At 60.4% G+C, this 24,660-nt stretch carries 28 protein-coding genes and 2 pseudogenes; 11 read left to right on the top strand and 19 right to left on the bottom strand.

Annotated elements, in window-relative coordinates; translation table 11 throughout:
* Nucleotides 1-38 precede the first annotated feature (38 nt).
* Genes ACR3FF_RS10410 through ACR3FF_RS10400 form a run of 3 tightly spaced genes read left to right on the top strand, consistent with a single transcriptional unit; the run spans nucleotide 39 to nucleotide 3,059 of the window.
* A complete protein-coding gene (locus ACR3FF_RS10410; protein ID WP_458187943.1) occupies nucleotides 39-647 on the top strand; it encodes a TetR/AcrR family transcriptional regulator in 609 nt (202 codons plus the stop codon).
* Nucleotides 644-2,128, top strand: coding sequence for an MATE family efflux transporter (locus tag ACR3FF_RS10405; RefSeq protein ID WP_458187942.1), 1,485 nt, complete (start codon nucleotides 644-646; stop codon nucleotides 2,126-2,128). The genes ACR3FF_RS10410 and ACR3FF_RS10405 overlap by 4 nt, the downstream gene beginning before the upstream one ends.
* A 25-nt stretch (nucleotides 2,129-2,153) precedes the next feature.
* On the top strand, nucleotides 2,154-3,059 hold the full coding sequence (locus tag ACR3FF_RS10400) for an NmrA family NAD(P)-binding protein (protein ID WP_458187980.1): 906 nt from the start codon (nucleotides 2,154-2,156) through the stop codon (nucleotides 3,057-3,059).
* A 129-nt stretch (nucleotides 3,060-3,188) separates the two neighbouring features.
* Here ACR3FF_RS10400 and ACR3FF_RS10395 read toward each other — a convergent pair whose 3' ends face one another.
* Both ACR3FF_RS10395 and ACR3FF_RS10390 read right to left on the bottom strand, forming a co-directional pair.
* Entirely contained in the window at nucleotides 3,189-4,328 is a 1,140-nt protein-coding gene (locus ACR3FF_RS10395; RefSeq protein WP_458187941.1) for an MFS transporter, read from the bottom strand.
* A gap of 256 nt (nucleotides 4,329-4,584) precedes the next feature.
* Nucleotides 4,585-4,797 (bottom strand): DUF8070 family membrane protein, encoded by a 213-nt coding sequence (locus ACR3FF_RS10390; RefSeq protein ID WP_458187940.1) that lies wholly within the window; start codon nucleotides 4,795-4,797, stop codon nucleotides 4,585-4,587.
* A 208-nt stretch (nucleotides 4,798-5,005) separates the two neighbouring features.
* On the opposite strand from ACR3FF_RS10390, the gene ACR3FF_RS10385 reads away from it, so the two are divergent.
* Nucleotides 5,006-5,746 carry a CPBP family intramembrane glutamic endopeptidase gene (locus ACR3FF_RS10385; RefSeq protein WP_458187939.1) on the top strand — a complete coding sequence of 247 codons (741 nt, stop codon included), beginning with the start codon at nucleotides 5,006-5,008 and terminating at the stop codon, nucleotides 5,744-5,746.
* 120 nt (nucleotides 5,747-5,866) lie between these two features.
* On the top strand, nucleotides 5,867-7,486 hold the full coding sequence (locus tag ACR3FF_RS10380) for an alpha-amylase family protein (protein WP_458187938.1): 1,620 nt from the start codon (nucleotides 5,867-5,869) through the stop codon (nucleotides 7,484-7,486).
* A 239-nt stretch (nucleotides 7,487-7,725) separates the two neighbouring features.
* On the opposite strand, the gene ACR3FF_RS10375 is transcribed toward ACR3FF_RS10380, so the two are convergent.
* From ACR3FF_RS10375 to ACR3FF_RS10360, 4 genes and pseudogenes are all read right to left on the bottom strand, one after another.
* A complete protein-coding gene (locus ACR3FF_RS10375) occupies nucleotides 7,726-8,466 on the bottom strand; it encodes a universal stress protein (protein ID WP_458187937.1) in 741 nt (246 codons plus the stop codon).
* Between the two features lie 35 nt (nucleotides 8,467-8,501).
* Nucleotides 8,502-9,096 (bottom strand): annotated as a pseudogene (locus tag ACR3FF_RS10370) (SLC13 family permease); the annotation flags it as partial.
* A 264-nt stretch (nucleotides 9,097-9,360) separates the two neighbouring features.
* Nucleotides 9,361-9,597, bottom strand: coding sequence for a hypothetical protein (locus ACR3FF_RS10365; RefSeq protein ID WP_458187936.1), 237 nt, complete (start codon nucleotides 9,595-9,597; stop codon nucleotides 9,361-9,363).
* 138 nt (nucleotides 9,598-9,735) lie between these two features.
* Nucleotides 9,736-10,020 carry a hypothetical protein gene (locus ACR3FF_RS10360; RefSeq protein WP_458187935.1) on the bottom strand — a complete coding sequence of 95 codons (285 nt, stop codon included), beginning with the start codon at nucleotides 10,018-10,020 and terminating at the stop codon, nucleotides 9,736-9,738.
* Nucleotides 10,021-10,027: 7 nt separating this feature from the next.
* Here ACR3FF_RS10360 and ACR3FF_RS10355 point away from each other — a divergent pair, with 7 nt between their 5' ends.
* The 3 genes from ACR3FF_RS10355 (at nucleotide 10,028) to ACR3FF_RS10345 (ending at nucleotide 13,924) form a co-directional block, all read left to right on the top strand.
* Nucleotides 10,028-11,248 (top strand): SLC13 family permease, encoded by a 1,221-nt coding sequence (locus ACR3FF_RS10355; protein WP_458187934.1) that lies wholly within the window; start codon nucleotides 10,028-10,030, stop codon nucleotides 11,246-11,248.
* A gap of 154 nt (nucleotides 11,249-11,402) precedes the next feature.
* Nucleotides 11,403-12,533 carry a hypothetical protein gene (locus tag ACR3FF_RS10350; RefSeq protein ID WP_458187933.1) on the top strand — a complete coding sequence of 377 codons (1,131 nt, stop codon included), beginning with the start codon at nucleotides 11,403-11,405 and terminating at the stop codon, nucleotides 12,531-12,533.
* Nucleotides 12,534-12,739: 206 nt separating this feature from the next.
* Nucleotides 12,740-13,924 carry an AI-2E family transporter gene (locus ACR3FF_RS10345; protein ID WP_458187932.1) on the top strand — a complete coding sequence of 395 codons (1,185 nt, stop codon included), beginning with the start codon at nucleotides 12,740-12,742 and terminating at the stop codon, nucleotides 13,922-13,924.
* Nucleotides 13,925-14,051: 127 nt separating this feature from the next.
* On the opposite strand, the gene ACR3FF_RS10340 is transcribed toward ACR3FF_RS10345, so the two are convergent.
* The 8 genes from ACR3FF_RS10340 to ACR3FF_RS10305 form a co-directional block, all read right to left on the bottom strand.
* Complete coding sequence (locus tag ACR3FF_RS10340) at nucleotides 14,052-14,669, bottom strand: class I SAM-dependent methyltransferase (protein WP_458187931.1); 618 nt, start codon at nucleotides 14,667-14,669, stop codon at nucleotides 14,052-14,054.
* 167 nt (nucleotides 14,670-14,836) lie between these two features.
* The gene (locus ACR3FF_RS10335; RefSeq protein ID WP_458187930.1) at nucleotides 14,837-15,112 is read right to left on the bottom strand and encodes a hypothetical protein; all 276 of its coding nucleotides are present in this window, start codon (nucleotides 15,110-15,112) and stop codon (nucleotides 14,837-14,839) included.
* 81 nt (nucleotides 15,113-15,193) lie between these two features.
* Nucleotides 15,194-16,381: an MFS transporter gene (locus ACR3FF_RS10330; protein WP_458187929.1), complete on the bottom strand. Its 1,188-nt coding sequence runs from the start codon at nucleotides 16,379-16,381 to the stop codon at nucleotides 15,194-15,196.
* Nucleotides 16,382-16,617: 236 nt separating this feature from the next.
* Nucleotides 16,618-17,211 carry a peroxidase-related enzyme gene (locus tag ACR3FF_RS10325; protein ID WP_458187928.1) on the bottom strand — a complete coding sequence of 198 codons (594 nt, stop codon included), beginning with the start codon at nucleotides 17,209-17,211 and terminating at the stop codon, nucleotides 16,618-16,620.
* A gap of 177 nt (nucleotides 17,212-17,388) precedes the next feature.
* Nucleotides 17,389-17,838: a hypothetical protein gene (locus ACR3FF_RS10320; RefSeq protein ID WP_458187927.1), complete on the bottom strand. Its 450-nt coding sequence runs from the start codon at nucleotides 17,836-17,838 to the stop codon at nucleotides 17,389-17,391.
* A gap of 225 nt (nucleotides 17,839-18,063) precedes the next feature.
* Nucleotides 18,064-18,690, bottom strand: a complete 627-nt coding sequence (locus ACR3FF_RS10315) for an MBL fold metallo-hydrolase (RefSeq protein WP_458187926.1) — start codon at nucleotides 18,688-18,690, stop codon at nucleotides 18,064-18,066.
* A gap of 353 nt (nucleotides 18,691-19,043) precedes the next feature.
* Nucleotides 19,044-19,205: a DUF7563 family protein gene (locus ACR3FF_RS10310; protein ID WP_458187925.1), complete on the bottom strand. Its 162-nt coding sequence runs from the start codon at nucleotides 19,203-19,205 to the stop codon at nucleotides 19,044-19,046.
* 38 nt (nucleotides 19,206-19,243) lie between these two features.
* Entirely contained in the window at nucleotides 19,244-19,441 is a 198-nt protein-coding gene (locus tag ACR3FF_RS10305; protein ID WP_458187924.1) for a site-specific integrase, read from the bottom strand.
* A gap of 203 nt (nucleotides 19,442-19,644) precedes the next feature.
* On the opposite strand from ACR3FF_RS10305, the gene ACR3FF_RS10300 reads away from it, so the two are divergent.
* Together ACR3FF_RS10300 and ACR3FF_RS10295 are read left to right on the top strand one after the other, a co-directional pair.
* Complete coding sequence (locus ACR3FF_RS10300) at nucleotides 19,645-19,827, top strand: hypothetical protein (protein ID WP_458187923.1); 183 nt, start codon at nucleotides 19,645-19,647, stop codon at nucleotides 19,825-19,827.
* Nucleotides 19,828-20,198: 371 nt separating this feature from the next.
* A pseudogene (locus tag ACR3FF_RS10295) lies at nucleotides 20,199-21,496 on the top strand (IS4 family transposase).
* 33 nt (nucleotides 21,497-21,529) lie between these two features.
* Here ACR3FF_RS10295 and ACR3FF_RS10290 read toward each other — a convergent pair.
* The gene (locus tag ACR3FF_RS10290; protein WP_458187922.1) at nucleotides 21,530-22,180 is read right to left on the bottom strand and encodes a helix-turn-helix domain-containing protein; all 651 of its coding nucleotides are present in this window, start codon (nucleotides 22,178-22,180) and stop codon (nucleotides 21,530-21,532) included.
* Nucleotides 22,181-22,663: 483 nt separating this feature from the next.
* On the opposite strand from ACR3FF_RS10290, the gene ACR3FF_RS10285 reads away from it, so the two are divergent.
* Complete coding sequence (locus tag ACR3FF_RS10285; protein ID WP_458187921.1) at nucleotides 22,664-22,981, top strand: hypothetical protein; 318 nt, start codon at nucleotides 22,664-22,666, stop codon at nucleotides 22,979-22,981.
* A 204-nt stretch (nucleotides 22,982-23,185) separates the two neighbouring features.
* Here ACR3FF_RS10285 and ACR3FF_RS10280 read toward each other — a convergent pair whose 3' ends face one another.
* The 4 genes from ACR3FF_RS10280 to ACR3FF_RS10265 form a co-directional block, all read right to left on the bottom strand.
* Nucleotides 23,186-23,602, bottom strand: coding sequence for a DUF7344 domain-containing protein (locus tag ACR3FF_RS10280; protein WP_458187920.1), 417 nt, complete (start codon nucleotides 23,600-23,602; stop codon nucleotides 23,186-23,188).
* Nucleotides 23,583-23,765, bottom strand: coding sequence for a DUF7563 family protein (locus tag ACR3FF_RS10275; protein ID WP_458187919.1), 183 nt, complete (start codon nucleotides 23,763-23,765; stop codon nucleotides 23,583-23,585). The genes ACR3FF_RS10280 and ACR3FF_RS10275 overlap by 20 nt, the downstream gene beginning before the upstream one ends.
* Before the next feature lie 14 nt (nucleotides 23,766-23,779).
* Entirely contained in the window at nucleotides 23,780-23,980 is a 201-nt protein-coding gene (locus ACR3FF_RS10270) for a DUF7835 family putative zinc beta-ribbon protein (protein ID WP_458187918.1), read from the bottom strand.
* Between the two features lie 478 nt (nucleotides 23,981-24,458).
* On the bottom strand, nucleotides 24,459-24,660 hold a 202-nt coding region (locus ACR3FF_RS10265), incomplete at its 5' end, for a transposase (protein WP_458187917.1).

The following is a 24,660-nucleotide window of genomic DNA, read 5'->3' as shown; positions in this document are numbered from 1 at the left end:
GGAAGGGTTTTTGCCACTGAATGAATATTCAGTCAGTAATGGAAGCGTCCGATTCGTTCCTCGACTCACCCGAGGGCACTCGCGAAGAGATTATGTGTGCGACCTATCTCGCCCTCTGCGAGCACGGGTACGCGGGTCTGACGATTCAGCGCATCTCCGCCGAGTTTCCCAAGAGCAAGTCGCTCATCTACCACCACTACGACGGGAAAGACGAACTCCTCTTGGACTTTCTCGAGTTCATGCTCGAACGCTTCGAGCGAACGGTCCCCGTCGAAGACGCAAACGGTGCCGACGACCACCTCTGTGCAGTTCTCGACCACGTCCTCGCGACCCCACTCCCGGACGAGCGACGCGAGTTCGCGCGGGCGATGGTCGAACTCCGCGCCCAGGCGGCCCACGACGAACGATACCGTGACCACTTCACTCGAAGCGACCGCTTCTTCCGGGACGGTATCGCACGAATCATCGAATCCGGTGTCGAGGCCGGGGTGTTCGAGGACGGCGACCCCGAAGCGACGGCGACGTTCCTCGTCACGGCCGTCAACGGGTCGATGACACAGCGCGTCACCAGCGACGACGATACGACGTCGACGGTTCGCGACCAGGTCGAGACGTACGTCCGGACCGTACTCAAGGGGGACGCATGAGCGGCCCCGGTCCCGGCCGTGCCGTGAACGTCACCGACGGACCCCTCCTCAAGCCGCTGTTGTTCCTCTCGCTGCCGATCGTACTCACGAACATGCTGCAGGTGGCGTACAATCTAGCTGACACGTTTTGGGTCGGGCGACTCGGACAGGACGCAGTCAGTGCGCTCTCGTTCTCGTGGGCGCTCGTGTTCTTCTTCATTACCCTCGCGGCCGGATTCACGGTCGCGGGCACGGTGCTGGTCGCCCAGAACAAAGGTGCCGGTAATCTCGACCGAATCAGCGAGGTGGCTGGCCAGACCATCGCCTTCGTCGTCGGACTCTCGGTCGTTTTCTCCCTCGCCGGCTACCTGCTGGCGCCGTGGTTGCTCCAGTTGATCGGTTCGACGCCCGGAACCGAGGTCTACCGCCTCTCTGTCGTGTATACGCGGACGATGTTCATCGGCATCCCGTTCGTCTTCGGGTTTTTCATCTTCCAGTCGCTGTTGCAAGGCTGGGGTGACACGAAGACGCCGTTATACCTGATGTTGTTCGGCGTCGTCCTGAACGTCGTCCTCGACCCGTTTCTCATCCTCGGCTTTCAGAACAACCTGCTGTTCGAGGTGACGGGACTGACCACTCTCCAGACCACGCTCTTCGAGATGACGGGGTTCACTGGCTACGGCGTGCAAGGGGCCGCGATTGCGACGATTGCCTCTCGCGGCGTGGGAGCGGTCATCGCTATCGGGTTGCTCCTCTCCGGTCACGTCGGCATCCACCTCTCGCTCCACGACTTCGTCCCGACGCGCGAGATGGTGCGCAAAATCGTCCGTATCGGCGCCCCCGCGAGCGTCGAGATGAGCACGCAATCGCTGGGCGTGACCGTCGTCACGGCGCTGGTGGCGCTCGCGGGTGCCGAGGCGGTCGCCGCGTTCGGTATCGGAACGCGGATTACCTCGCTCGTAGTGCTTCCTGCGCTCGGTCTCGCGCGTGGTACCGAGACGGTCGTCGGCCAGAACCTCGGCGCGAAGCAACCGGACCGTGCGAAACGGGCGGTCTTCGCCAGCGCAGGCGTCATCGCCGCCGCCCTCCTGGGCATCTCGGCCGTCGTCTATCTCAACGCGGCAGCCATTGTCGGCGTCTTCATCACCGGCGACGAGGCCGCGACCGTGGTCGCCACCGGTGCGGACTACCTGCGTATTGTCGGTCTCACGTACGTCTTCCTGGGTGCATTTCACGTCGTGCAGGGTGCCTACCGCGGGAGCGGGAGCACTCGCCTGGCGATGATATTCGGCATTCTCGGGCTCATCCTGCTTCGAATCCCGCCCGCGTACGTCCTCGTCGCCTGGTTCGACATGGGTGCGACGGGCGTCTGGTACGGCATCGCGGTGGCGAACGTACTGATGGTACTACTCTCCGGAGCGTACTTCCTGCGCGGGACGTGGACCGACGGCGTCGTCGAGCGCGAACAGCCTGCCCAGGAGGTGACCCCCGTTGACGACTGACCGCGACGAGACCGACGAAGACGAGATGGAAAGCGAAAGCGACGTGACCGACGAAGAAGGGAGAGACCGCATCCTCGTCGTCGGCGCGACGGGAACGGTCGGCAGTCCGCTCGTCGCTCGTTTACTCGACGCACCGGTTTCGGTTCGTATCGCCACACGGTCTCCGGCGAGCGCGCGTCGACGGTTCGGTGACGAGGCCGAGTACGTCGCGTTCGACCTCGCCCATCCGGAGACGTGGGGTCGCGTCCTCGAACACGTCGACCGGATGTTCCTCCTGTTCCCGCCCGGAGTCGGTGTGGACCCGGTTCGTTCGTTCCTGTCCGCCGCCGAGCGGGTCGGCCTCGACCACGTCACGTACCTCTCGATTCTCGGCGCGGAGAAACTGCCGGTCCTCCCCCACCGTCGAATCGAAACGCACCTGGAACGGACCGGGATGGCGTACACGTTCCTCCGTGCGTCCTACTTCATGCAGAACTTGAGCGAGGTTCATCGCCCGGAGGTCGTCGAACGAGACGAACTGTTCGTCCCGGCGGGCGGCGGTACCCTGAGTTTCGTCGACGCTCGTGACGTCGCGGCGGTAGCGGCGGCGGTTCTCACCGAACCCGCCCACGAAAACCGTGCGTACGACCTCACCGGCCCTGCTGCCCTGGATTTTGACACCGTCGCCGACGTCTTCACCGACGTGCTCGGTCGACCGATTACCTACGCCGACCCCTCTCGGCTCGCGTTCGCCCGGCACATATATCGACGAGGCGTGCCTGCGTCGCTCGTCGCGTTCATGACCGTCGAGTACTCGGTCGTTCGCCTCGGACGGTCCGGTCGGACGACGGACGACGTCGAGGTCGTTCTCGGGCGGGCACCGCGAACGATGCGCGAGTTCGTCCGTGATTACGCCGACGCGTTTCGTTCCGACAGCGGGCTCTCCGACTGACCGTCGACGACCGAGTCCTGCCCGACGACCGCGTCCGTTGACGTGGCTCGTTTCCAGACGAGTCCCTTCGCATACTGCGAGACGACACCAGCCGTGGCGAAGAAACGACCGCCATCGTCGAGCCGTGGACTACAACCCCCACCCGGCCACGTGGTTCACCCCTATCGCGACCGCTGGAATGGCGAGTGAAGCGGCGAGGACACCGATTCCAGCGCCCCATCCGGAGAGCGTCACGACCCCCATGACGACGATGCCGTTGAGCGCCGCGAACCCGATGTACACCGTTCGAACGAGTCCGAATCCGACGCCCTGCTCGGTTTCGTCGAGGTGGTCCATCGCCCGTGACTGCACCGGCGGCCCCCATCCCATGCCGAGTCCGACCAGTACGACGGCCGCGACGACCGCGGCGAACGTCCATCGAATGGTCAACAGCACGAATCCTGCACTTCCGGTGAGCAACGCACCGGTCGTGACGATATCTCGACCGAATCGGTCGGAGAGCCACCCTGCAATCGGCTGCCCGACCGTGACCGCCCCGAAGTACACCGTAAAGAGCACGCCGGCCAGTTCGATCGAAACGCCGTGATACTCTCGAAGGAGGAGCGGGAGAAACGAGAACGTCGCGGTGTCCGCGAACTGGGCGATTGCTGCGAGCCCCGTCGTAAATGCGATAGACGGTCGAGAGAGCAGGTCGAACGTCGTTTCGGGGGAAATCTGCTCACGGAGCGACGCCGCGGGTTGGACGGGTGGTCGTGGTCGAACGAAGAACCGAAACCCGACAAGCGCAGGAAACGCGACGGCTGCCCCGAGGAGGAGCACGACGCGCCAGCCGTACACGGCACCGACGACCCCGACGAGTGGCCCGGTAAACCCCACGAACTGTGCTCCGAGGCGGTGGATTCCTATCACCCGTCCCGTTTCGTCGAACAGATCGGTCAGGAGCGACGTCGCCGGACTGTAATACGCCCCGCTGACGAACCCGGCGAGTGCCATCCCGAGGACGACGAACACGCCCGAAGGGGATGCCGCCAGCACGATACTCCCGACCCCAGTGAGCCCCAGCGACGCGAGGATGACCGACCGCTCACCGAACTGGTCTCCGAGGGCACCGCTCGGGAGTTGCACGGCCGCGTAGGTGATCGTGCTCGCGGCGACGGCGAGACCGATGACGAGAGGCGGTAAATCGAGTGCAGTCTTGATGTCGGCGAAGACGATGCTGACGACGAACTCGATAAATCGAACGCCGAAGTAGCCGACGACACAGAGCATCAACACCGTGTGCCGACGATGCCAACGGCCGAGACGATTCCTCACTGTCCCTACCGATGGATTCACGTTTCTTTATATTTCTGTTATCCCGACGTTAATCGAACGGCGACGAGAATAGAGCGCGGGGATGACGGTCAGACGACGACCACGGCAGCGACGATACTCCACAGGACGACTCCGAGGAGGTAGAACGTGAGCGCGGTCCGGCCGTCTCCGGGAAGCGAGTACGAGGTGTCGATTCGAGACTGAGCGGCGTCTATCTCGGTGAAGTCGCTCTCCCCGCCGCCGCCTCCATCGACATGCTCGGACTGCTTCCGGCGCGGGCGTGGAGAATCGAAACGACGAATAGGGCGGCGATCAGGAAAAAGACGATTGCGCGACCGATGACGAATGCGAGGGGAACGATGGTCACGCCAGCCGCGATGACGGTGTAAACGAGGAGCGCGGTCGTGAGCGACGTCCGTTTCATGATTTAATTTCTCTCCAAATAGACTTCAACCTACGGCCGGTGCGTATCGGATTCCTCTCGGCAGGACCTTACAGCCGTCAGACAGCGGTGTGAACCGGAAATCCGTGTTTTTCGGTCGATGATTCGAGGGTTCGGTGCGAAACAGAAGGAAAATTCGTGTCAGATTCTGTAATCAGGATTATATGACGTGGGTACTTATCAACCGGATATGAGCATCACTACAGATGCGGAATCCGGTGCCGGCGAAACGAGAGAGACGCAAAGTCCGGCACGTATCCTCGTGCTCTCGGTTGGTCTCACCGTCGCCGCACTCCTCGCTTCGGTGGCCGGCGGCGTCGCGTTGGCAATCCCGGTGCTTCTTTTCGAACGGGACATTCAGAGCGTCTCTTCGCTCCTCGTGCTCACTGCCGCGGGACAACTCGGCTTTCTCGCGGTGGGGTACGGCTACGCACGGTACGCCGACGTTCAGGTCCGAATAGCCGTTCCCGACCGTCGCGACGTCGGTTACATCGTTGGAGGGGCCGTCGGCGCGCTCGTCCTCGCGGTCGGTCTCTCGGTCCTTCTGTCACTGCTCGACCTCGTTCCCGGCTCCGTCATCGCCGAAGCCGGGACGACGAACCCCACGCTCTTTCTCGGACTGGCCATCCTCTCGGTGGTGCTCGTCGCACCCGCCGAGGAGTTTCTCTTCCGTGGAGTGATACAGACCAGACTCCGGCAGGCGTTCGGGCCGGTAGGGGCCATCGCCGGTGCGAGCCTCCTGTTCGGCTCGATGCATCTCGCGAACTACACCGGGAACGTCGTTTCCATCGTGGCCGGAGCCCTGCTCATCGCGTCCGTGGGCGGCGTGTTCGGGATGCTCTACGAGCGGACCTCGAACCTGACCGTCTCGATTCTCGCCCACGGCACGTACAACGTCGTCCTGTTCGTGGTCGCGTTCCTCACGAGCTGAACGACTTGGCTCCGCACCATCCAGCCCGTAGCGCCGTCGCCTGGGAGACGCTCGGCGTCGGTTCAAAGTTACGATACCGGGGCCAAATGATTTTCCAACCCTCTCTTCTTGGTTGCGGTCGTGCGAGAGAAAAAGCATTCGTGGTACCAGGACGCTACCATCTACTCCGTGGACTTGAAGGCGTTCAGGGACGCGAACGGCGATGGCATTGGCGACTTTCAGGGACTCACCGAGCGCCTCGATTACTTCTCCAGGCTCGGTGTCGATTGCATCTGGCTGTTGCCGTTCTACCCGTCGCCTGGCCGTGACAACGGCTACGACGTGATGGACTACTACGGTGTGGACTCCCGGCTGGGTACGCTCGGCGATTTCGTGGAGTTCGCCCGCGCGGCAGAATCACGGGGTATCCGGGTCGTCGTCGACCTCGTGGTGAACCACACGTCAGACCAGCACCCGTGGTTCCAGGCCGCCCGCGAGGACCCCGACTCGAAGTACCGGGATTACTACCTCTGGGCGAACGAGAGACCGGACCTCCGTCCCGACCGCGGACCCATCTTCCCCGGCGAGGAAGACCACGTCTGGTCGTACGACGAGCGGGCGGATGCGTACTACTACCACCGCTTCTACAACTTCCAGCCGGATTTGAACGTCGCCAACCCTGCGGTACGGGAAGAGGTCAAGAAGATACTCGGGTTCTGGCTGGAACTCGGCGTCGCCGGTTTCCGCATCGACGCCGCCGGGTTGCTCACCCAGACGAAAGGAATGGCCGAGGGGCGCCTGGACGACCCGCACGGGTTCTTGCGGGAGATGCGGGAGTTCGTCTCCCGGCGGCGCAGTGACGCCGTCCTCCTCGCGGAGGCCGACAGGCCCCCCGCCGAACTCGGGGAGTACTTCGGCGACAGCGACGAGATGCACCTCCTGTTGAACTTCCAGCTCAACGCTCACCTCACGCTCGCACTGGCTCGCGGTGAGTCCGCACCGCTGGCTTCGGTGCTCGAGAAACTGCCCGACCCACCCGCCGGTGCTGGCTGGGCGAACTTCCTGCGGAACTTAGACGAACTCAACGTCGGCGCGCTCACTGAGGCGGAACAGGCAGACGTGTACGATGCGTTCGCGCCCGACGAAGACATGCGCATCTACGACCGGGGCATCCGTCGCCGACTCGCGCCGATACTCGACGGTAACCGCGACCGCATCGAACTCGCCAACAGTCTGCTGTTCTCGCTGCCCGGGACGCCAATTATCGTCTACGGCGACGAAATCGGGATGGGCGAGGACCTGAACCAGCCCGGCCGCTTCGCGGTCCGAACGCCGATGCAGTGGTCCGATGCACCGAACGCCGGCTTCTCGACCGCCGACCCCGACGACCTCGTTCGCCCCCTCGTCTCGGACGAGGAGTTTGCCCCCGAGGCAGTGAACGTCGCCGACCAGCGGGCCGACCCCGACTCCCTGCTCAACTGGACGAGTCGGCTCGTTCGAACGCACGGGGAATTCCCCGAACTCGCCAGAGGGGACTGCACCATCCTCGACGCGGAGCATCCGGCGGTGTTCGCCCACGCGAGTTCACTCCACGGCGATACCGTCGTCGCGGTCCACAACCTCGCCGACGAGACGGCGACGGTCACGCTGAGGCTGAACGCCGACCCAATGCCGGTCTTCGGCGACGCCCGCTTCGGGCAAGACGGCGACGACCTGCACGTCTCGCTCGCTCCGTACGGCTACTGCTGGTTCCGGCCCTGACGTTCGTCTGTAGTTTTCTACCGCAGTCACGATGGTCCAGCGAGGACTTCTCGCCCACCACGACCGGAGAACCCGACGAACCCGACAGACGTGACGGGGCGAACAGAATAGCGTAACGAGGACGGTCTCCACTCGGTGTACACCAGCAACGAACGAAGTGCGGACGACGCGATTCTCGACCTCGTTTCAGAAACCGAATCCGGCGGTCGGTATCTCCAGGGTCGAACTCGTGAGCTACCTCAGTCGGTGTTCTCGGCCGTCTCCCTGTCACGCTCACGACGCACGGCGATTACTGGCCCGAGCGAGCGCGCAGCGACCTTCTCGGTGGTCTCCCCGAAGAGGAACGTCCGTAGGGAGGGGGCGCTCTCACCCATGACGATGACGTCGTGGTCCACGGCCGCCGTCGCGATGGCCTGGACCGGTGTGTTCGTGACGCTCCCGTCCCGTTCGATTACGTCGACTGTGATGCCGTGGCTCCGGAGGTACTCTCTCGCTTCGGTTACGGAGTTTCCTTTGTCGCCACCACCGTCTCTCGCTGTGACGTCGAAGAGCGTGATTTCGATGTCCCGGTCGCCGACCATGGCTGTGACGAACGTCACGATGCGCGCGACGTCGACCTCTCCGCGAACCGGCACCAGCACCCGCTCGACGGCCGACGCAGGATTCGGGATTAGAATCGCACTACAGCCCGTCTCGTCGGCGACGCGATTCAGCGTCTGTTCTTCGTCGTGGGTGAACACCAACCGCGTCTCGGCGTCACCGCCAGCCTCGCGGAACGCGACGGCGAGGTCGTCGAGTTTCGTCTGCGCCTGCTCTTCGAACTGCATGCGCGCCTGTCCCGGCGGCGTTTGCTCGGGGAGGACGTGATAGCCGAGCACGACGACGGGGAGCGTCGACAGGAGCTCGATGACCGCTTCGGGAACGGTCTCCCCTTCGATTATCTCTACCGGTACGAGGACGGTCCAGTCGGGGTCTAACATCAGAGTGCCCCCTTGAGGTTCACGTCGCGAGCGTAATAGACGGCACCGACCGCGAAGACGATGACACCGAGTTTGGTGAACTCGAACATCGAGAAGGCGCGGAGGCCGAGACCGGGCGACTCCGAACCAATCTGGGCTGCGATATCGCTCGCGAGAATGTTCGTCGACGTCCCGATGAGCGTCAGCGTCCCGCCGAGCATGGAGGCGAACGATAGCGGCATGAGCAGTTTCGACGGAGAAGTATTCCCTTCGTGTGCGAGGTCAGCGATGACCGGAACCAGTATCGCGACGATCGGCGTGTTGTTAATGACTCCCGAGACCGGGCCGGTAACGCCGATGGTCGCGGCGAGTTGCTTCCGCCGGTCGGTACCGGCGAACGACGCCATCTTCCGTCCGAGCGTCTGGACGATGCCGGTTCGATTGACGCCGGTACTCAGAATGAGCAACGCCAACACGGTGATGGTGGCTGGGCTCGAGAAGCCAGAGATACCCTCGCGCGCTGAAATCTGCGTCCACGGTTCGAGGACCATCAGCAGGACCATCACCAGGATGGCAGTGACGTCGATTGGGAACCGTTCGGTCGCATAACAGAACGAGCGCGAGGAGAATGAGCGCGAAGACGACGAGCATATCACCCGTCACCTGAGTCGAAGCCCCACTCTGGATTGCTTGCGGGGCTACAAGGAAAGACATACTAAAATAAGGTCGTAGCGAGGGAAAAGGGCTCGTATCTCCGCCGAACGTTCTATAGTATATCTGACAGTAGGTATCCACGTTGGCGTGGCGCCATCCCCGATGTCACGAACGGCGTCACGAGGAGTCACGGATGCAGCGTCGACGACCCCTCGTGAGGACGAACTCGATGTCCCTCGCCACGAGAGATACGCCGACAGATCAGTCGTCGAATTCGTCGTACTGTTCGTAGACTATCGTCAGTTTCCCTGCCGCTGGTTGCCTCGCAGCGTCTCGAAGTGATTTGAACTCTCGAATGAGTTCAGATTCGTCGTCTGTGTCTTCTTGGACGCTTTGGGACTCTTCTCGAATCGTATCGTACGCTTTCTCCAGGAGTCGCCGATTCGCATACGAATCGGATTTCGAGTTTATCTCGAAGGAAGCCTCGTATCGCGACATGCGAGACTTTGGTTCTACAGAATTAAAAGGCGAGTGCCTCGGAATTGAACCGTGGGGCAGTTCACATCAGGATACGACTTGGCCTGTATCACGTAGCAAAGCGAGAGGGAGTGGTCCACGTCGACCGCAGAGAGACGACTACCCGTCTCGTTTCGACAGTTTGCCAGTCGTGAGCGCTCGTCGCGGGTGGCGGATGACCGGAGCGCTACGATGTACGGTCGTGAGGTTGTCACCCTCGCCGCTTGTCTCGTCGGTCGATGTGAACCCCGTCGCCGATGGGAGGGGGTAGACAGACTGCCGGAAGTATCGTCCGGTTTCGACGTGTGAGTGGTGTCGGTTAGTGACCGCGGTCCCGACCCGTCGTTCACGGCCCGTTACGTTGTTTGCGATGCCCTCGACCGATGAATGAGAATCACGACGCATCTATTTCATGACCGTCTCCCAACACCTGCTCCCGGAACGAATCCACGCCGTCGACCTCACCGAGAAGTACGACCTCGACGGGTACCTCTGGCGAGTGTACGTCCCGCGGAACTCACCCCTTATCGGCGTCGTCGGCGGCGAAGCAGTCGCAGACTACGGTCTCGACCTGGACGTGCTCCAGATCGTCCGTGGCGACAGGACGTTCGTGACGCCTTCGACTGGCAGGGAGATAGCAGCCGGTGACGTGTTGACCCTCCGCGCCAGCGAGGAGGTCCACAGAGAGTTCGTCGAGCAGGCGGGTTTACGCCGACTTCCTCGCGCGCTCGTCACCGAAGACGAACTCTCGGAGCCCCAGGGAAAGGGAACCTTCCTCGAGGTGGTCGTTCCGTCGGATTCCTCGCTCGTCGGTCGTACCATCGCCGACAGCCAGTTCCGACACCGGTTCGACGACACTCTGCTCGCGATTCGCCGGAGCGGGAAGATGATTCACGAAGGGTTGCCCGAGGTTACGTTCTCACCAGGGGATGCACTCCTGTTGCACGTCACCCGCTCGTCTGTCGAGGCGATTCACAAATCCAGCGAGTTGGTGATAACCGAGGAGGCAAACATGAACGGCCCCCGTGAGACGCCGCCGCTCGGGTGGGATGCCGTCGTCGCTGCAGGAATCGTCGTCGGCGTCGTCACCGCCGCGGCCACCGACTTCCTGCCCATCTCCATCGCCGCGCTGGGAGGCGTCGTCGCGATGGTCGTCTCGGGCGTCGTCGACCCCAGCGACGCGTACGAGTCCGTCTCCTGGGAAATCATCTTTCTGCTCGCGGGCGTCTTCCCGCTTGGACTTGCCATGCAGAAGACGGGGGGCGCAGAGTTCCTCGGTGGGTTGATCGTCGGTGTCGCGGACATCCTTCCGGCGGTGGCCGTTCTCGCGCTCTTTTACCTGTTGACGGGCCTGCTGGCGAACGTGATTACACCGGTCGCCAGCGTCGTCCTCGTCTTCCCCATCGCCATCGATGCGGCAGCCCGAATCGGTGCGGATCCGTTCGCTTTCGCCCTCGGCGTGACCTTCGCCGGTTCGACGGCGTTCATGACGCCGATCGGCTACCAGACCAACCTCATGGTCTACTCACCGGGCGGCTATCATTTCACCGACTACTTCCGGGTCGGTGCTCCCCTCCAGCTACTGTTGACGGTGGTGACACCGCTGGCCATCGATCTGTTCTGGACGGTGTGACCGTCGTGGGGAGATTCCGCCCCCGAGACCCGGGTGAATACACGGGGTCGGTTACACACGCCGTCTCTCCCGTGAGCGTCTAGACGGTCGTTGTCGAAGAGCGGACCCGTCGTCTCGTCCGGCACTCTCCAGGCGACTGGACCACACTTCGATAGTGGCGACTTCTTCTAGGTCGAAGACGACCCAACTGACCGGAAGCAACCAGAGCAACAGCACGTCGACTTTGTTCGCCGGCGGGTCGTGGTCGCATCTCGCCGTGGCACGCGAGAGCCACGACCTCATATCGGTCGAAAAAGCAGATAGCGTTTTGCTACCGCTGGCCGGTGACGGTCACGAACGCCAGCAGGTAGAAGTGGAACGCGGAGAGTTCCGAAAACCGAACACGATGATGAACGTCCACGAACTCCTCGACGTCGGAACCGTCGAACTGAGCAAATATCTCCTGGGCGACGCGAAGTTCTTCGCTCGGTCGCTCGACTCGCCGCCGCTGGTGGACGTGGCGACCGACACAGCGGTCAGTGTCGACAATCTCAGTCGTGCTGGACAGCGGACTGTCACCGCCGAAACGCCGGTCGGAGAGTTCGAGGCGGCGTATATGCCCTGGCAGTGGCTCGGTCCGGACTACCCCACACTCGTCTACCATCACGGAAGTGGCGAACGACCGTTCGACTTCGGCCGCTTCGATACGAACTCGTTTCGACGATTGTTCGTCTCGACCGACGAGGAGATTCCGGCCAACATCGTCGCCGTTCGAGCGCCGTTCCACGCCGGGTCGAATATGGACTACGCCAGGGCGATGGGCGAACTCGAGAACTTCGTCGGGATGCTCGCGACCTCGGCTGGCCTCGTCGAGGCGCTCGCAACACGGGCGAGCGAACGAACCGGGAGTCCGGTCTTCGCCTCGGGCATCAGCCTCGGTGGCTGGGCGGTCAACCTCCACCGGACCTGCTTCGACTCCGTCGACCGTTACCTCCCGATTTTCGCTGGCGCGGCACTGGGTGAGATGTTCGTCTCGTCCGCGTACCGCAAGCTGACCGCAGAATCGGCACGGAGACGGCCAGAACGACTCCGTGACGTGCTGGACTTCGAGGCGGAGTTCACCGCCGTCGAGGCGGACGACTGTCTCCCACTCCTCGCACGCTACGACCGAATCATCGAGCACGACCGACAGCGACCGAGTTACGAGGGGCTGTCACCGACTGTCCTGAACAAGGGTCACGTCACCGGGTCTGTCGCGACGGGAGCGCTTCGCGAACACATCGTGCGAGGTCTCTCGGGCGTGTGATGGGGAGTCTCGCTCGTCGAGGCTCTCCGAGAACCGATGGGTCACGACACCCACCAGCAGCGGCTCCCGAAGTGAGTCGACACCCGGGTCTTCGAGACGTGCCGGAACGAGCCTGAGGCGTTCGAGTCGCCATCGTTCGCATCCCGAAAGTCAGTATCCGGATAGTTTCGGGCAGAGTTAACTTTATCGGTGTTTTATGATACCACATGGCTATGGGTGGGGGGAGTCCAGAAGCGACGCGAATCCGTATCGTGCGGCCGGGTCTGAAGTGGTGGATTGCCGGTCTGATTGTGTTCGGGGTCATCGCCGCCGTCGCGTTCACGTTCCTGCCGTGGGTCGTGTTCGGGGTGTTCGTCTACTACGTCGCCCGCCCGATCAACCGTCGGCTTCGGAATCGAATCGGGAGAGGGAATCTCTCTGCTGCACTCGCGCTACTTCTCATCGTCGTCCCAGTCGTGTTGTTTCTGGGCGTGTTCCTCTCGATAGCGGTCGGACAGTTGGCCACCTTCGCGAGTTCGGACACGGCGGCACAGTTCCTCGAACAGTCACCGATAGACGCCGGGACGGTACCGGACGACCCCGATCAGCTGATACGAGAGACGACGACCACACTCGAAGATCCGTCGGTGCAAGCGGTGCTCACTGAAGTGCAAACCATCGTCGGTGCCGCCGCATCGAGCGTCTTCATGCTGTTTCTTTCCTTGCTATTGGCCTTCTTCCTCCTGGTCGAGGACCAGCGCCTCGCCCGGTGGGGCAAAGAACAGATTCTCGGCGACGACGCACTGTCCGTCGATTATCTTCAGGCGGTCGACGCGGGGTTGAACTCCATCTATTTCGGATACACGCTGACCATCTTCGTCATCATGATTCTGACCGCCATCATCTACAACGTGTTCAACTTCTTCGCGCCGGCAAACCTCCTCATCCCGGTGGCGGTGCTGCTGGCGGTCGTCACGGGTATCTTCACGCTCGTGCCGCTGGTCGGCCGGTCCGTCGTCTACCTCGCAATCGCGGCGTTCCTCGTACTCGGAGCGATTCAACGCGACCCGACCGCCCTCTGGTACCCCGTCGTGTTCTTCCTGTTCATGACCCTCGCGTTCGACAACGTCGTTCGAACCTACATCCGACCGTACCTCTCGGGGAAGATGTTCCACCTGTCGCTCGTCATGTTCGCGTATCTGCTCGGCCCGATACTGTTCGGCTGGTACGGTATCTTCCTCGGCCCGCTGGTGATGGTCGTCGTCGTCCAGTTCCTTCAGGTCGTCGTCCCGCAACTCCGCGGCGAGGAACCGACCACCGGTCTCGACGTCGGCCCGACGCCGATTCGAGAGACCGACGACGGCCTCGACGACGCGACGAAAGGCGGCGAGGCCACCGACGGGGGTCGGTAATCGTAGACGACCACGACGTCGCAGTCGCCGCTCCCCACCTTCACGTTTCGAGCGAATCCGAACTTCGGGACGAGGAGGTCGGGTCCGTTGCGCTCGGGCCACCGACGTCGAGGCAGTTCCGACCTCCTCAGGGCACCCGGAAAACGCGAACCGTGTCACGCTTGCTCGGTTCGCACACGAGCTGGGCGAGCCCCAGGTCCGAGAACACTCGCTTCCAGTTCCGGTAGTAGAGCGGGAAGTCGTTGTCGACGTAGCTCACTTCGGTACCCTCCCGGCCGCGCTGTGGACTGTTCCCCTCGTTCTCGGCTATAATGAGCAGGTCGCTCGTGACGCGAACCAGCTCTTCGAACACCCACTCGTTTTCGGGGTGGATGTGCTGTAGCGTTTCCACCGAGTAGACGACGTCGAACGCACCGTCGGGATACTCCGGAAGTACCTCCTCGATAGCACCCGTGTGAAACGTTCCCGTCGTCGCGAGTTGCGGATACGCTTCGGCCATCACGTCGAACGACTCGTCGTTGATGTCGATACCGGTGAGGTTCTCGAATCCGTCGTCGCGGAGGTGAGCGAGATGACGGCCCGAGCTGCAGCCGACTTCGAGGATTGCGGCGTCCTCACGGACGTAGTACTCGAACACGGCTGCGAGGGTCTCACTCACCTCGTTCGGACCGATACGGGCGTAGTGGGCGGGCGAAAACTTGCCCGAACGTTCGGCCCAGCCGCGGTGATTGTCGTCCGGTTCCATAGCGACTGTCTCGTTGCCAGGGAGTTAAGGTTCGTCTTCGCCTCCCATCGGAAACGCGGCGTTCGCCGCAGGGGACAGCTAGCGGGCCTACCGACCCGTTGACGACAGTCGGGTCGACGATTCGACCGCACTCAGACCGTCAAAAAGAGGTTGCCACGGCTCGCCAGTCAGCAGTCGTCGTCTTCGTCCTTCTCTTGCTGACCGTCCTCGTCCGATTCGTCTCCGTTGAAATCATCTCCTTCGGATTCGTCTTTCGACCCGTCTTCTTTGGACTCGTCTTCGTCCGAGTCCTCGTCGGTGTCGTCGTCCTCGGAACTGTCACCCGATTCGTCGGTCGATTGGAGGCTGTAGAGAATCTCGTCCCGGGTGTACCCGTCCGATTCGAGCCAGACGGGGTCGAGATTGTGGGGCGACGAAGCGACGAGCACCATCCCATCGGTCACGACCGGGGTCGTGGCGCTGAGTCCGTCGAAGTATTCGGTGTGCTGACACTCGCCTCTCTGCGGACGCCGCCGGGCGCTCTCTCAGCGGCCGATGTCCTCGCGCCAACTCGCACCCGGCAGTCGATTCGTCGCGTAGAGCCCTGCGAGTACGAGTACGACACACCCGACGAGCAACGACAATCCGCCGAAGACCACGTCGAATCGGTATCCGGCGTCCGTCGTCGTTCCGACGAACGCGGTGCCGTTCGCCTCGACCAACAGAGAGAGGCCGGAGAACGCCGCGTACGTGGCGCCACGGCTCTCGTCTGGAAGCGAATCGAGAAAGTAGGTGTCTAACGCGGGAAAGAGGCTGTGGATGGAATACCCGATGGCAATCGAAACGACGAGCACCGGGAGGAGGCCGTCGACGCGGGTCAACACGACCACCGAGCCACCGAACCCTGATAAAATCGCCAGGATGTACGGAACGTGTGGCAGCCGGTCGGCGAGTCGGCCGCCGAACCAGAATGCGGGTAATCCGGCCGCGAACACGACGGTTAGGAGGAGATTCGCCGTCGCGTTCGACATCCCTTTGACCGCTCCCAAATACGAGACATAGAAGTTGAACAGTCCCTGCCACAGGAACCCGGCGACGCTGACCATCAGGAGTCCGGTCGCGATGAGTCGCCAGTGAGACCGCACGGAGCGGAGAAACATTCGGTCGGGAACGGCGTCGTCGGCGAACTGTGAACCTCGAACGACGGTCGTCAGGAGAACACTGACCGTGACTGCGGCCACCGCCAGGACGACGAATACCGTTCGCCACGAGGAGACGAACAGGAGTCCAATCACGATGGTCGGTGCGAGAACCGCTGCCAGTTGAGCCGCCGTGCCGTGGATGCCGACGGTTCGTCCGACTGCATTCGGATACAGTTCCGCGATGAGCGGAACCGCAGCGACGAAGTACGCGCCGCTGGCCAGGCCGAGTAGAAACGTCCCCGCTTGCAATAAGACGAGAGAATTCGCGACCGCGATGAACACCGATGCACCGGCCAAAACGACGCCAGTTGCGAGGACGACACGATGACGAGGAAGATGGGTGAGGACGTATCCCGTCGGAATGCGCGCAATCGCGGTTCCGAGCCACACCAGCGAGACTAACACGCCGACGGTCGCCTTGTCAGCCCCGAAGGCGACCATTAGCGGCTCCAGCAGTGGTGCGAAAACGGTTCGCCCGAAGTTCATCAGGAAGACCAACCCACAGAGCGTTCCGAACAGCTGTCTCCTCACTACGTAGTCGTACCGAGGCGGGTCACTCAACCGTTCCGGAAACGGCAGGAGAAAGGCTACGCGTTTTCGAACGACTGGCCCGTCGTCGGTGGCTCGTAACCACGACTCAGAACCGATTGCGGATGGCAGCGACTACGTCACGTTCGAGATTGCGAACGGTCGAAAGCCTCCATTCGGGCCGTCCGTCGGAGACGAGTCGTGGCGACCGTCGAAACAGTCGCATCGGTGGACGACTCTTACTCCCGTGACTCTCTACCCATCGTGTGGAACTCGTCGTTGGGTCGCCAGTCGGCGAACGTCGCCATCCGATTCGAGAAGTTGAAGAAGGCCGCCACGCTTCCGATGTCCCAGATCTCCTCGTCGGTGTAGCCGACGTCGCGCAGTCGTTGCAAGTCGGTCTCGGACACCTCCGTCGGGCGTTCGGTGAGTTTCACCGCCACGTCGAGCATCGTCATCCGTTTCTTGCTCACGTCTGCCTGTCGATAGTTCGCCACCAGCTGGTCGGCGAGCGTCGGGTGCTTCGCGTAGATGCGGACGAGCGCGCCGTGGGCGACGTTGCAGTAGTAACAGTGGTTGACCCCGGAGACGGCGACGATTATCATCTCCACCTCCTCGCGGTCGAGCGACGTGTCGTCGACGAGCGCGTCGTGGAAGGCCATGAACGCGCGGAAGTGGGAGGGTTTGTACGCGAGTGCGGCGAACACGTTCGGCGTGAACCCCGCGCGTTCGGCCTCCGTATCGATGCGCTCGCGGAGGTCGTCGGGTAGTTCGTCGTAGTCGGGAACCGGGAATCGCTGCTGTGCCTCGGTGTCGAGCGTTGTGTCGGGCATAGCGCCGAATTCGTTGTGTTGGCACTTAACGATGTAGCGCGGGTGACTGTGGACGGTAGCGTGCGGTGATTCGATGGTGTGCTGTGATTCGAATGCCAGTCCCGATTCCGTGAGTCACATCCGGTGTTCCGTCTGCGTAGCTTGCCACGTCGAAGCGCAGTCTATCGGTTCCTGAAATTAGCGACGCCCTCGTGTTCGCGCTTTTATTTGGATGTTCACGTCACCCCGTTTCACCTCGACGCAGACCAACCCCTCCGTGAAGGGAACGACGGTCGCCTCCTCGACTCCGGTCACGACCACGCGTATCGACCGCTGTGTGGATGGTGTGTCGAGTAGTCGGCCCTGGACCTGGATGTCCACGACTGCCGTTTGCGTACTCTCGGTCGGTTCCAAGACGAGCTCTGACCGTCGTTGCCGGCTCTGTCCGGCGCAGTCGGTATCGGTGTCACTCTTCGGCGGCGTCCCGCGCTGGAATCGCGCCGGGTCGACCGGTTGCCCGTCGAGATACACTTCGACAGTTCCGTCCTGGAACCCTGGACCGGTGAAGTTCACGTACGACAACCGGCCGGAGAACTGGTAGACGTCTGCCCCACCGTTGGTGGCTCCGTGGACGAGACATTCCTCCACGACGTCCTCTCCGTCGATGGTGACGGCGCTGGCCGAAACGTTTCCGTGTGGGTCGCGGTCGAGTTTTCGGACGCCGTGTGTCGGTACGAACTGGTAGAACGTTTCGTGGCTATTCTACGACAACCACCCTGGGGGTGTGGCTAAACGAATGCGACCGTCTTCGTGCGGATCAGCGGAGAGAGCCGTTGATAACATGGAAGACTAGTCGAATCCTAGTTCGCGAGACTACTTCCCAGGAAAGTTCACGTATCGGTCGATCTTCGCACGTGCGTCCTCTGTGACCGACGATCCGTGGTACACCAACCCGACGTCGAACTCGTAGTCCAGAAGCCGTTTGAGGCTTTCCTCTGCCTGATTTAGATCCTGGGAATAGACGGCTGGCGGGAGGTGGAAGTACCCGGACGGGAGTCCTCGTTGGTCGGCTCCCGACAGGGCGTCACCGAGAACTGCGATTCCGGCGTCTCGATCGATCAGGGCGTGGTTTTCTGGCTCGTGCCCAGGGAGATGGACGGCCGTGAATCGACCGATAGTGTCGCCGTCACCGTAGCGGTGATCGGGTTCATGTTTGGTCTCGACGGCGAGTTGCTTGGGAACCCACGTCTCCACACCGTACTTTTCGACGACATGGTCGAAGCCTCCGATGTGGTCGCCGTCGCCATGGGTGATCACTAACCGCTCTGGGTCGACGCCAATCGAGTCGATCCCCTCGATGAGGGCGTCCGTGGTGCTCTCAAGCCCAGCGTCGAAGAGCGTTGGCGTCCTCGCCGTGAACAGAAACGCGCGATACCGCTTCCCGGCCGGTTCGTCGAGACACGTGATGTCGTATACATCGTTCACGATTTCGGCTGTCATATCGACGGTACGTACCTGTTTCGTGAAGATAGTGGTATCGGTTGTCACCCTTCGGGGACAATCCACGCCACCTACCCGTCAGGAACGACACCGTCCGTCGCCTGCCCACAATATGCGTAGGGCTCCTCGAGCGCGTCTTCCAGTCCGTCTATCTCGTACGGAAGGGTGTCATGCTGGAGAGTATGGAACTGCCCTGCTCAACTACGAACGAAACCATCTAGAAGCGATCCCAATCTCACGTTCGCTTCTGAGTCCAGCCTCAACAGGACTTCACTACGGAACTTCGTGAGGTACTGATGATCTCTCGAATGCTACGTTTCTCGTCGATGGCTACCGGACTCCCTTCTTTTTTATCATGAATTTCTTCGCGCAGAGCGTGCTTGCCGTATCTCATTTCCATCTCGAACTATGTCTTCACAATACGGACAGACACGAGGTTTCTCGACTTCATCTGGTGTGAACACACGGACATATTGTCGGGTCACAAACGATCCGCAATTATCACAGTGGGGCATATTTATTCTATTCGTTATTAGGTTAATATATATTTCGACTATCCAGATCGTACGCAGCCCGTGACGAAGTCTTTCGGACAGACCTGCATGATCTCACTTCGCCGGAGGCCACACCGCCCGGCGAGGAGGAACGCGATCTTCTGTTGATGGCCGTCGGCCTCGTTGATGAGTTGTTCCATCTCGTCGGCACTGAGCCAGACGCGCATGCCGTCGTCGCGGGTGGGGTCGAGGCACATGGGTGTCCTTTATTCTAGAATTTAGGACAGGAGTACTTAAAGGATAGTTCACCAGGCGTGGATCGAGAGGGAGATTCCAGCGCTCATCTGGGTGCGAATGCGGGGTTCCCGGACAGTAGTCTCACGCGCACCGACCGTGCACCGGAATCGGAAATGGAAATCACCCTGCAACGGTCTTTAGAGAAGACAGAGAATTGCGGCGCATGGAACGGTATCACCCCTGCTGCCAAGACCCTAATTGTGGAAAAGTGCGGGTCGGGATCAACGCCGACGGCGTCTTCGGATGGGGCCACTTGCACGAACAGAACACCGGCCACGAGGTGGAGTTCGTCCGGACGAACATGCCAGACGAAGAACCGCACTACTTCGACACCGGAGATGGATGACCCAGGCTGGGAGTTCGCCGAGCACGTCATCCAATCCGCCACGCTGAGCGACACCACGACCTTCGACTTTCAGACGTACTCTGCGCATCGAATCGGCCAGTGCAAGCGGCAACTCTACCTCTCAAAGCTCGGCCTCTCAGATATCACAGACCTCCACGGCCGCTTCAAAGCCGGCCGAATCCTCTCCCAACACCTCAAGGATGAGCTCGACAAACAGAATCTGAGCCTCAACGTTGACGTCAGGCTGGCGTTCACTGCTGGGAACATCCGCCTCGTTGGTCGCTGTACCATCCGTGTTCGGTTAAGGAGCGAAACCGGCAGACGGTGCTGTCTTGATAAGGTCATCTTCAGAAACCGCGTAGAGAGAGGTTGTGCTAACAGAACTCTCTCCAACACTCATACGACGGCGACTGACTTCCCTCTTTCCAGTAGCGCTTATCGAAGACATCGCGCGGAGCGCGATGTCGTCCAACGCCACCGGACAATCGACATCACGATGCTTGTCTGGACGCTCATCATGGGCTTCGCCGTCGACGGCGAAGCCCGTACTATCGCCGGGTTTCAGCGGGCCTACGCCGCCGCGACCAACCAGACCGTTGCTCGCTCCAGCTTCTACGACCGGTTCACACCGGCACTTGGTGCCCTGTTGAGCGACCTCCTCGAGCACGCTCTCGAGGAGGTCGCGGTTCCCCATATGATCGCGCCACGGTTCGAGTTGTTCCGTGAGGTGCTGATCGCCGATGCAACCGTCTTCCGGTTGCATCGGCTCCTCAGCGAGTTTCCAGCGACTCACGCAGATCAATCCGGTGCGAAGCTTCACCTCGTGCATAACACGACGACACAGACGCTAGAACAGTTCCAGCTCACCGACGAACGCACCCACGAGAGCAGCCAGCTCCGCACGGGGAGCTGGCTGCGAGGCCGGTTGTTGCTGTTCGATCTGGGGTTCTACAGCTTCCGCCGGTTCGCGTTGATCGAGGAAAACGGCGGGTTCTTTCTGACGCGGCTGAAGGCGAACGCGAACCCGTTGATCGTCGGGAAGCGGCGGAAATGGCGCGGGCGCGCCATTTCCTTGCCAGGACGTCGCCTCCAGGATGTTCTGGGTGATCTCACACGAGAGATCGTCGACGTGACTGTGGAACTCACGTTCAAGCGACGGTCATACGCTGGGAAGCAGTCAACTGACACGGTGGAGTTTCGTGTCGTCGGTGTCCGCAACGAGGACACCGACGACTACCATCTGTACGTCACGAACCTGCCTGACGAGTTCACCCCCCGACAGGTCGCGGCGCTGTACGGGTTGCGGTGGGAGGTGGAGTTGCTGTTCCGGGAGCTGAAATCGCTGTACGGGTTGGAGACGTTCCAGACGAGTAATCCAGTGATCGTTGAGTTACTGGTTGTGGCGGCTCTGCTGACGCTAACGGTCAGCAGAGCCTTGCTCGGCGTGTTCCAGGAGCGGTTCCCTGAGACGGTGTTCCCCCGGGAACGCTGGGCGAGGACCTTCCGGTCACTCGCCCAGCTCATCCTCGAAGAGTTGGCCCAGTCGTTGGGGTATCCACCGCCGAACTTGTCGGAGTTGCTGTTTCGTGACGCCCGCCAACCAGAGAAATCACGCCTCTTACTCAGCGAACGAGTGGCTGAAGCCTTCATGAGGCGATCCAGTGCTTAACCGAACACCAATGATATACTACCGAGAAATTGATTACACGTTTTCAGGTTCGATAAGAACAGTCGTCACGAGCTGTTCGATGCCTCGACGAAGTCGTTCTGACGTAGCCTGGCGAGAAATATCCAGTGAGTCCGCCAGGTCTTCTAATGCGATATCACGAGGAACGCGGTAGTAGCCTTGTTCGACGGCAGCGACAAGCGCGTCGCGTTGGGCTGCTGTGAGTTGTGCTCGCTCTTGTCGGGGGAATCGCGGCTCAATGAGATTCAACAATCGATACGGATGGTCCTGGAGCGAGAGATAGTCTTGAAAGATATCGAGTTGCTCCCGCGTCGCAAAGCGAATTCGGAGCTCCCACGTGCCGTCATGCGCTTCGGCATTGAGTACCGAGCCTTCGGTATCAATGAGGGCATCAACAAACTGGGCGACTGAGTCACTCCATTCCACTTGATAATACGTCTCCTCATCAAATGCTTCTGTTTCAATGACTCTCTCAACTGTCGGATCAGCGTTTAGCGCTGCATCGAAAGCGTCGAAATCGCCACCGGTTACCCACAGACACGGCATGACCCAGACGGTGCCATGAGCGGCGACGCGCTCGGCTTTGACCGCCATGTCTGGTGCGGCCTCGAGCGTGTGCCCAAGGGCGAACCCCTGTGCTGGGAGTGAAAACGTCGCAACGAACATGCGGGCCGATAGCGGCTGGAGACCCAAAAACCCATGTATAGGTGACCTGAGTACGCCTGGTTATTGCAAAATATTGACGTATGTGTAGACATATTATTATAAGCTATTCGGCTGAAATTTCGCATCTAAGCGGCAGTGCAATGGCTCTGGGACCCTCGTCTCAATCTGTGCAGAGTTCGTGATGCGTATTTAACAAAACTTTACGAGTATGCGCAGCAAGTGTTCGCCGATTTCACGGTAGGTGGGGTGGTTCGTTATCTATCATAGCTGTCGTGTTGAGTGGTGTACATCATCCCTTACGCCTATTATAATCATCTACTTCTGAGAGATTTTGCTGTGTGATCACCTAGTGTGGTAACTGTTCACGAAATATTTACACGGAACTGAGTAAGTTTTTTCCGTATCCATCTCCTACCCAGTAGTGATGAAACAGAAAGCAACTCAAACACAACTCGCAGCATCCAGAAACCAAGGTGGTCGACAATGATGTGGCAAGACTTTGTCTTCCTTGCTGGAAACGTCTTCTCTCTCATTGCTCTCCTCCCTACTCTCCGCGACTCTATGGCAAACGTCCCTTTCAGCACGAGCTTCCCCTCTGCGGTGATCGGCCTCGTCTATGCAACCGCGTTCTTCACCATGGATATGGCACTCTCCGCTCTCGGCGCACTCCTCACCGGTAGTATCTGGCTGGCTATCGTTGCCCTCCGCTCGCCGCGCCCACTCCGGGACTCGTCCCCGATGTCGACGCCACAGACCGAAACCAAGAACGCAACGCACTCCGCCCCCTCACACGCTGACTAATCCGATTTCAGTACTGACGCGTGGACTAAGGCTCCTTCCTTAGAAACATGCCAGACCTGGTTTCAAAACACCACGAAGCCGGGTTTCTGCCACCTAAAATCATAAGCAGTAGTGAACCAACTCCGAGACTCCCGTTTTTTAGCGTTAATTCCTACTGTCAGATACCAGACTGAGTTGATGACCGATGTATTCCACTGATGACAATTAGCTGTTGTACTCTTGCAGGCGGTGCGTGAGCTGGCCGACATTAGTCCATCCACTCACTTTTCCGCTCTCCCGATCATACTTAATGACATCGTGCTCAGCGAGTAGTGGCAAATGATCGCTCCAGACAGTCTCTGAAATCTCTTCGAAGAGCCGAGTTGGTGTGTCACCTGAACACCCCTCCAATTCTTGGTACGTGAGGTGTTCGATTAGCGATTCGATTTCGACCGGACCGTCCTGTACTTGTAAGTACGAAAGGATCATTCGTCGCCGGCGGTTCGCAAGCAATTCATTGATTTCTGTCTCCGAAAGCCTCTGGTCGGTTTCTTCGTCGGTTGTGCTTCCGGGATCTCCGGTCGCTTTTCCAGATATCATGTGATGATTATCTAATCTGTTATCAGTGGGTTGCTTGGCCATTCTTCACGTCGGTGCCATTCATACAGTCTAAACACCCGTGGACGGTGTTTTGATTATCACCAAAGACGCGTGCGAAATCACGGGTGACGAAACTCCCACAGTTCTGACATTGTGTATCTGCGATTCGTGACTTTGTTTGCTTCGGCGTAGTCGCTCTTGACATGAATCATCACCACTCTACATGTTGTTTGCGCGCTGTTTGCTCGTGGTGCCACACTGCTGGCACTCCGTGACACGATAGGGCTCTCGGGAGAACGCTGCATTTGAATTCTCCTCGTTCTCGGTAACGATCTCGATCGTCACTTGGTGCGGCGTCATCGCATCACAGTTCTCGCACAGTTCGCCGGATTGACTGTCAGCAGTTGATGTGGTGACCATGATTTTGGTAGGTTCGGAGGACTGCATTGCATCCCGATCAGTTGCACGTTGCTACAGTAGAGTAGAACAATGAGGAACCCTCTTTATGTACTGTCTTTGAATGCAAGTCATACTAAACCCGGCAGATACCACTCTTTGATGTCACTGGTACAGCTGCTTGAAAATCAGGGAATTTACACTCCTTAGCGACACTATACCGCTCTTGATGGCTCTAAAATCGCTGTTAGACCATAAGTCGGAATGTTGTTCATATCTTGTTTCTTTGTTGCCTTGTTGAACGCAAGACGGCATCGGGGTGGGGTTGCTGATCTACAATTTCACGGCGTTAGAGACGGCTTTTCGACCTCAGAAGATGCAGTAGCTGTCAGTCACAGCAATTGCTGATGAGTCAAAACTATGGTACCTTGCTCCGTTGTTCCGGTGACGACGGCGATGCCTCTCCCGGATATGTCCGGAAAAGGGGAGCAGGCGGCGAGCCCTAACTCGCCGCCTGCGTTAGGTTATGCACGATGCACTTGCGAGTTAGCTCCCGGAACTGGCCGTGCCAGCTCCGGGAGCGGAGCTTCTCGCCGTCGTCTTGCTTCAACTGCGAGAAGCCGGTTTCACTCATCCAGCGCTGGTTGTAGTCATCGTTCATTCGTGCGTTGTGGGCCTTCTGCAACGGTGTCTGCTCCCTGTGC

Source organism: Haladaptatus ordinarius (assembly GCF_054177595.1).
Note: the sequence above shows the minus strand (reverse complement) of the source record. Positions and strands in the feature narration are given on the sequence as shown.

Excerpts from the sequence above, each read along its gene's own strand:
- ACR3FF_RS10410 (WP_458187943.1), top strand. The coding sequence starts at position 39 with ATGGAAGCGTCCGATTCGTTCCTCGACTCACCCGAGGGCACTCGCGAA.
- ACR3FF_RS10405 (WP_458187942.1), top strand. The coding sequence starts at position 644 with ATGAGCGGCCCCGGTCCCGGCCGTGCCGTGAACGTCACCGACGGACCC.
- ACR3FF_RS10400 (WP_458187980.1), top strand. The coding sequence starts at position 2,154 with ATGGAAAGCGAAAGCGACGTGACCGACGAAGAAGGGAGAGACCGCATC.
- ACR3FF_RS10395 (WP_458187941.1), bottom strand. The coding sequence starts at position 4,328 with ATGCTCTGTGTCGTCGGCTACTTCGGCGTTCGATTTATCGAGTTCGTC.
- ACR3FF_RS10390 (WP_458187940.1), bottom strand. The coding sequence starts at position 4,797 with ATGAAACGGACGTCGCTCACGACCGCGCTCCTCGTTTACACCGTCATC.
- ACR3FF_RS10385 (WP_458187939.1), top strand. The coding sequence starts at position 5,006 with ATGAGCATCACTACAGATGCGGAATCCGGTGCCGGCGAAACGAGAGAG.
- ACR3FF_RS10375 (WP_458187937.1), bottom strand. The coding sequence starts at position 8,466 with ATGTTAGACCCCGACTGGACCGTCCTCGTACCGGTAGAGATAATCGAA.
- ACR3FF_RS10365 (WP_458187936.1), bottom strand. The coding sequence starts at position 9,597 with ATGTCGCGATACGAGGCTTCCTTCGAGATAAACTCGAAATCCGATTCG.
- ACR3FF_RS10360 (WP_458187935.1), bottom strand. The coding sequence starts at position 10,020 with ATGCGTCGTGATTCTCATTCATCGGTCGAGGGCATCGCAAACAACGTA.
- ACR3FF_RS10355 (WP_458187934.1), top strand. The coding sequence starts at position 10,028 with ATGACCGTCTCCCAACACCTGCTCCCGGAACGAATCCACGCCGTCGAC.
- ACR3FF_RS10345 (WP_458187932.1), top strand. The coding sequence starts at position 12,740 with ATGGCTATGGGTGGGGGGAGTCCAGAAGCGACGCGAATCCGTATCGTG.
- ACR3FF_RS10340 (WP_458187931.1), bottom strand. The coding sequence starts at position 14,669 with ATGGAACCGGACGACAATCACCGCGGCTGGGCCGAACGTTCGGGCAAG.
- ACR3FF_RS10325 (WP_458187928.1), bottom strand. The coding sequence starts at position 17,211 with ATGCCCGACACAACGCTCGACACCGAGGCACAGCAGCGATTCCCGGTT.
- ACR3FF_RS10315 (WP_458187926.1), bottom strand. The coding sequence starts at position 18,690 with ATGACAGCCGAAATCGTGAACGATGTATACGACATCACGTGTCTCGAC.
- ACR3FF_RS10310 (WP_458187925.1), bottom strand. The coding sequence starts at position 19,205 with ATGCCCCACTGTGATAATTGCGGATCGTTTGTGACCCGACAATATGTC.
- ACR3FF_RS10305 (WP_458187924.1), bottom strand. The coding sequence starts at position 19,441 with ATGTGCCTCGACCCCACCCGCGACGACGGCATGCGCGTCTGGCTCAGT.
- ACR3FF_RS10300 (WP_458187923.1), top strand. The coding sequence starts at position 19,645 with ATGGAACGGTATCACCCCTGCTGCCAAGACCCTAATTGTGGAAAAGTG.
- ACR3FF_RS10290 (WP_458187922.1), bottom strand. The coding sequence starts at position 22,180 with ATGTTCGTTGCGACGTTTTCACTCCCAGCACAGGGGTTCGCCCTTGGG.
- ACR3FF_RS10285 (WP_458187921.1), top strand. The coding sequence starts at position 22,664 with ATGATGTGGCAAGACTTTGTCTTCCTTGCTGGAAACGTCTTCTCTCTC.
- ACR3FF_RS10280 (WP_458187920.1), bottom strand. The coding sequence starts at position 23,602 with ATGGCCAAGCAACCCACTGATAACAGATTAGATAATCATCACATGATA.
- ACR3FF_RS10275 (WP_458187919.1), bottom strand. The coding sequence starts at position 23,765 with ATGTCAAGAGCGACTACGCCGAAGCAAACAAAGTCACGAATCGCAGAT.
- ACR3FF_RS10270 (WP_458187918.1), bottom strand. The coding sequence starts at position 23,980 with ATGGTCACCACATCAACTGCTGACAGTCAATCCGGCGAACTGTGCGAG.